The organism is Actinokineospora sp. NPDC051303, from assembly GCF_055586285.1.
Map to the genome: position 1 here is coordinate 91,395 of NZ_JBVJIN010000015.1, position 4,528 is coordinate 95,922.

Below are 4,528 nucleotides of genomic sequence, written 5' to 3' on the forward strand. Positions count from 1 at the left end.
GCCCTGCGAGGCCGGGCAGGCGAGGGGCTGCCGCGTTAGCGGCCGGTCGAGTCAGGGAGGCGGGGCGAGGCACGGGGGTCGGGCGGTCTTGTCCGGCCTTCGGACGTGCGGGTTGCTAGCGTTGCCGTCGATGACTTCGCGGACCCGAATGCCGCTGGGCCGCTCGGCGGCCATCGCGGGCGACACCGATCCTGTGCCTGTCCCCGGTGAGCGGATCGGGTGGGGCGAGGTGCCGCTCCGCGTCCGCGCCGCGCTGGGGTTCGCCGTGGTGGGCGCTGTGCTGCTGAGCGTGGGGCCGGTCGTCGGGCTGGTGGACGGCTCGCCGCCGCGGGGGTTTGGCGCGGTGCCGCTGCTGGTGGTGCTCGCGGTGCTGCCGCCGCTGTGCGCGGTGGTCCTCACCCTGGCTGGCCGCGCGGTTACGGCCGCGGGTGTGCTCGTCGGGGCGGCGTTGCTCGCGCCCGGGCGGGCGCTGGTCGACGCGCAGTTCCTCGCCGAGCCGCTGGTGGCCTCGCGGCCCGAGATCATGGTGCCCACCAGCCTCGCGCCGCTCACCGCGAGCGGCGGGGTGTGGCTGCTGCTCGGCGGGCACCTCGCCGCCGCCGTCGCCGGGGTGCTCGCGGTCGGGCGGGCGGGGGCTCCGCTCGGGACCGCGTACGCCGCCGAGTTCGATGACCACTCCGACGACCGTTCCGCCCGGGCGCGGGGGATCTCGCTGTTCTTCGCCCTGGTCGCGGGCAGCGGCGCCGTCGGGCTGCTGCTCGCGCCGTTCGCCTCCGCCGACGCGTTCGTGCTCGCGGGCGACGTCATCGCCAGCCCGGCCCCGGCCCGCTACGGCCTGCTGGCCCTCGCCGCCGCCACGGCCGCGGCCGCGGTGTTCGCCGCCGGGTCCGACCGGCCCGCCGTCGCCCGCGGCGTGCTGACCGGCGTGGCGCTGGCCGTCCTGGCGGTCACCGGGCCGCAAATCGCCGCGGGCCTGCTGGTCGACCGGCTCGGCCCCGCGCCCGGGCCGTACTTCGCGACCCTGGGCGTAGTCGCCGTCACCGCGGCCGTCTGGCTGCTCGGCCGGGACGCGCCCGAACCCGAGCGGCGCGAGCTGAGCCTGGAGTCCGACCGGGTGCACCGGGTCGCCGGGGTCCTCGGCCTCCTGGCGGGTGTCGCGGCGCTCGGCGCGGCCTTCGGCGCCCAGCTCGTGGTCGCCCCGGGCGTCGAAGCGCCGGTCGCCTACTCGAACCGGCTGTTCATCCCGGCCGGGCTGCTCGTGCTCGGCCTCTCCGCCGCCATGCTCGCCCCGCGCGCCGCGCCCGCCGTGCGGCCCGCGTTCACCGTCGCGCTCGCCGCCGTCCCGCTCGCGGCCGCGGCCGCGCTCGACGCCGCGTTCACCGCCACCGGGGTAAGCGACGATGTCCGCGTCGGGAAGGGCGTGTGGTCCGCGGTCGCCGCGCTCGCGTTCGCCGTCGCCGCCGCCGTGGCGGGCGGGATCGCGGGCGGCGCCGAACGCGACGACGTCGACCTGACCGAACGCCAGGCAAACCTGTCGCTCGCCGGTCCGCTGGCCGCGGCCGCCCTGTTCGCCGTCGGCGCCTTCGGCCTGCCCGCGGTCAAGGCGCCCGCCCTGGTCCCGCCGGGCATCTGGGCCGAGTTCCGGCTGGCGTCCTGGGGCCTGCTGCTCGCGGTTCTGGTCGTGCTTGCCGTCACCGCGATAGCCCCGGTGTCCCGGCCCACCCGCGCGGCCGCGCTGCTGCTCGGCGCCGCCGGGCTCGTCGGCGTGCGGGTGCTGGAGTTCCCGCTGACCGCGGCCCGCGCCGAGCAGTCGAGCCCCGGCCCCGGCCTGTGGCTGTCGCTGGCCTGCCTGGCGGCCCTGGTCGTCGGCGCCGCGACCGCGGTGGCGCGCCGATGAGGCGCGTGCGGATCGTCCTCGCCGAACTCGGGCCGGGCGACCGCGCCCAAGCCGTCGCGCGCGACCTGCGCGACGTGGGCGTCGAGGTCATCTACACCGGCAGGCTCACCGATCCCGCGCACGTCGTCGGCACCGCGCTGCAAGAGGACGCCGACGCGATCGCCGTCGACGAGCAGCGGGAAATGGTCGCGGCGCTGCTGTCCGAACAGGACGCTCTCGACGTCGAGGTCCTCGGGTTCGACGCCGTCCTGGCCTGGCGAGCGAAACCGGACGTGCGGCCCGCCACGAGCGGTGAGCGAACTCACCACCTGCCGTGATGGACCTCACCGGGTGCGAAGTGTCAACCCCATTCCCACGTCGCTAGGGTTCCCACCGTCCGACAGCAGCGCGTCGACACCGTAGTCAGGAGACTGTCGAGTGGACCTGTACGAGTACCAGGCGAAGGACCTCTTCGCCGCCCACGGGGTCCCGGTCCTGCCGGGCGACGTGGCAAGCACCCCCGAGGAAGCCCGCGCCATCGCGGAGCAGCTCGGGCAGACCGTCGTCATCAAGTCGCAGGTCAAGACCGGCGGCCGCGGCAAGGCGGGCGGCGTGAAGCTCGCCGACGACCCGGCCGACGCCCAGGTCAAGGCCGAAGCGATCCTCGGACTGGACATCAAGGGGCACATCACCCGCAAGGTGCTGGTGACCGTGGCGTCCGACATCGCCGAGGAGTACTACTTCTCCTTCCTGCTCGACCGGGCCAACCGGACCTTCCTCGCCATGGCCTCGGCCGAGGGCGGCATGGAGATCGAGCAGCTCGCCGTGGAGCGCCCCGAGGCGCTGGCCAAGGTCCCCGTGGACGCGATCGAGGGCGTCGACCTGGCCAAGGCCCGCGACATCGTGGCCCAGGCGAAGATTCCGGCCCCGGTGGCCGAGCAGGCCGCCGAGGTCATCGTCAAGCTGTGGGACGCCTTCGTGAAGGAGGACGCCACGCTGGTCGAGGTGAACCCGCTGGTCCGCGACCCGCAGGACAAGATCATCGCCCTCGACGGCAAGGTCACCCTGGACGAGAACGCGTCCTTCCGCCACCCGGCGCACGCCGACCTGGTGGACACCGAGGCCGAGGACCCGCTGGAGGCCGCGGCCAAGGCCAAGGACCTCAACTACGTCAAGCTCGACGGCGAGGTCGGCATCATCGGCAACGGCGCGGGCCTGGTCATGTCCACCCTGGACGTGGTGGCCTACGCGGGCGAGAAGCACAACGGCGTGAAGCCCGCCAACTTCCTCGACATCGGCGGCGGCGCGTCCGCCGAGGTGATGGCCAACGGCCTGCACATCATCCTGAACGACCCGGACGTCAAGTCCGTGTTCGTCAATGTCTTCGGCGGCATCACCGCCTGCGACGCGGTCGCCAACGGCATCGTCGCGGCGCTGGCCATCCTGGGCGACGAGGCCACCAAGCCGCTCGTCGTGCGCCTGGACGGCAACAACGTCGACGAGGGTCGGCGCATTCTGGCCGAGGCCAACCACCCGCTGGTTACCGTGGTCGACACTATGGACAACGCTGCCGACAAGGCCGCCGAGCTCGCGGCCGCGGGGGTCTGACAATGGCTATCTTCCTGACCAGCCAGAGCAAGGTCATCGTGCAGGGCATGACCGGCTCCGAGGGCACCAAGCACACCGGCCGGATGCTCAAGTCCGGCACCAACATCGTCGGCGGGGTGAACCCGCGCAAGGCGGGCACCAAGGTCGAGATCGAGGGCGTCTCGCTGCCGGTCTTCGCGACCGTCGCCGAGGCGATGGAGGCCACCGGCGCGGACGTGACGGTGATCTTCGTGCCGCCGAAGTTCGCCAAGGACGCCGTCATCGAGGCGATCGACGCCGAGATCGAGCTGGCCGTGGTGATCACCGAGGGCATCCCGGTGCACGACAGCGCCTACTTCTGGGCGCACGCGGTCGCCAAGGGCAACAAGACGCGGATCATCGGCCCCAACTGCCCCGGCCTGATCAGCCCCGGACAGTCGAACGCGGGCATCATCCCCGCCGACATCACCGGCCCCGGCAAGATCGGCCTGGTGTCGAAGTCCGGCACGCTGACCTACCAGATGATGTACGAGCTGCGCGACATCGGCTTCTCGTCCGCGGTCGGCATCGGCGGCGACCCGATCATCGGCACCACCCACATCGACGCGCTCGCCGCGTTCGAGGCGGACCCGGAGACCGAGCTGATCGTGATGATCGGCGAGATCGGCGGCGACGCCGAGGAGCGGGCCGCGGCCTACATCAAGGAGAACGTCACCAAGCCGGTCGTCGGCTACGTGGCGGGCTTCACCGCCCCCGAGGGCAAGACCATGGGCCACGCGGGCGCCATCGTCTCCGGCTCGGCGGGCACCGCGCAGGCCAAGAAGGAGGCCCTTGAGGCCGCCGGGGTCAAGGTCGGCAAGACGCCGTCGGAGACCGCGGCCCTGGCGCGCGAGCTGTTCGAGGCGCGCTGAGGAATCGTGATGACACTGAGGCGACCACGCTGAGGTGTTAGGACCACACCGTGGGGGGGGGGGGGGGGGGGGGGGGGGGGGGGGGGGTTTTTTTGGGGGGGGGGGGGGGGAAGGGGGGGGGGGAGGGGGTTGGGGGGGTGTGGGTGGCGGGTGG

The 4,528-nt window shown here is 73.5% G+C and carries 4 protein-coding genes; all 4 read left to right on the plus strand.

Annotation, left to right across the window (positions count from 1 at the left end):
• Window positions 1-130: 130 nt before the first annotated feature.
• The 4 genes from ACZ6SD_RS14330 to sucD all read left to right on the plus strand — a co-directional run bounded on the left by ACZ6SD_RS14330 (window position 131) and on the right by sucD (window position 4,374).
• On the plus strand, window positions 131-1,897 hold the full coding sequence (locus ACZ6SD_RS14330) for a hypothetical protein (RefSeq protein WP_465317384.1): 1,767 nt from the start codon (window positions 131-133) through the stop codon (window positions 1,895-1,897).
• A complete protein-coding gene (locus ACZ6SD_RS14335; protein ID WP_465317385.1) occupies window positions 1,894-2,214 on the plus strand; it encodes a hypothetical protein in 321 nt (106 codons plus the stop codon). Before ACZ6SD_RS14330 ends, ACZ6SD_RS14335 begins: the two co-directional genes overlap by 4 nt.
• A gap of 100 nt (window positions 2,215-2,314) precedes the next feature.
• On the plus strand, window positions 2,315-3,484 hold the full coding sequence (sucC, locus tag ACZ6SD_RS14340; RefSeq protein ID WP_465317386.1) for an ADP-forming succinate--CoA ligase subunit beta: 1,170 nt from the start codon (window positions 2,315-2,317) through the stop codon (window positions 3,482-3,484).
• A gap of 2 nt (window positions 3,485-3,486) precedes the next feature.
• Complete coding sequence (sucD, locus tag ACZ6SD_RS14345; RefSeq protein ID WP_465317387.1) at window positions 3,487-4,374, plus strand: succinate--CoA ligase subunit alpha; 888 nt, start codon at window positions 3,487-3,489, stop codon at window positions 4,372-4,374.
• The last annotated feature ends 154 nt before the right edge of the window (window positions 4,375-4,528 follow it).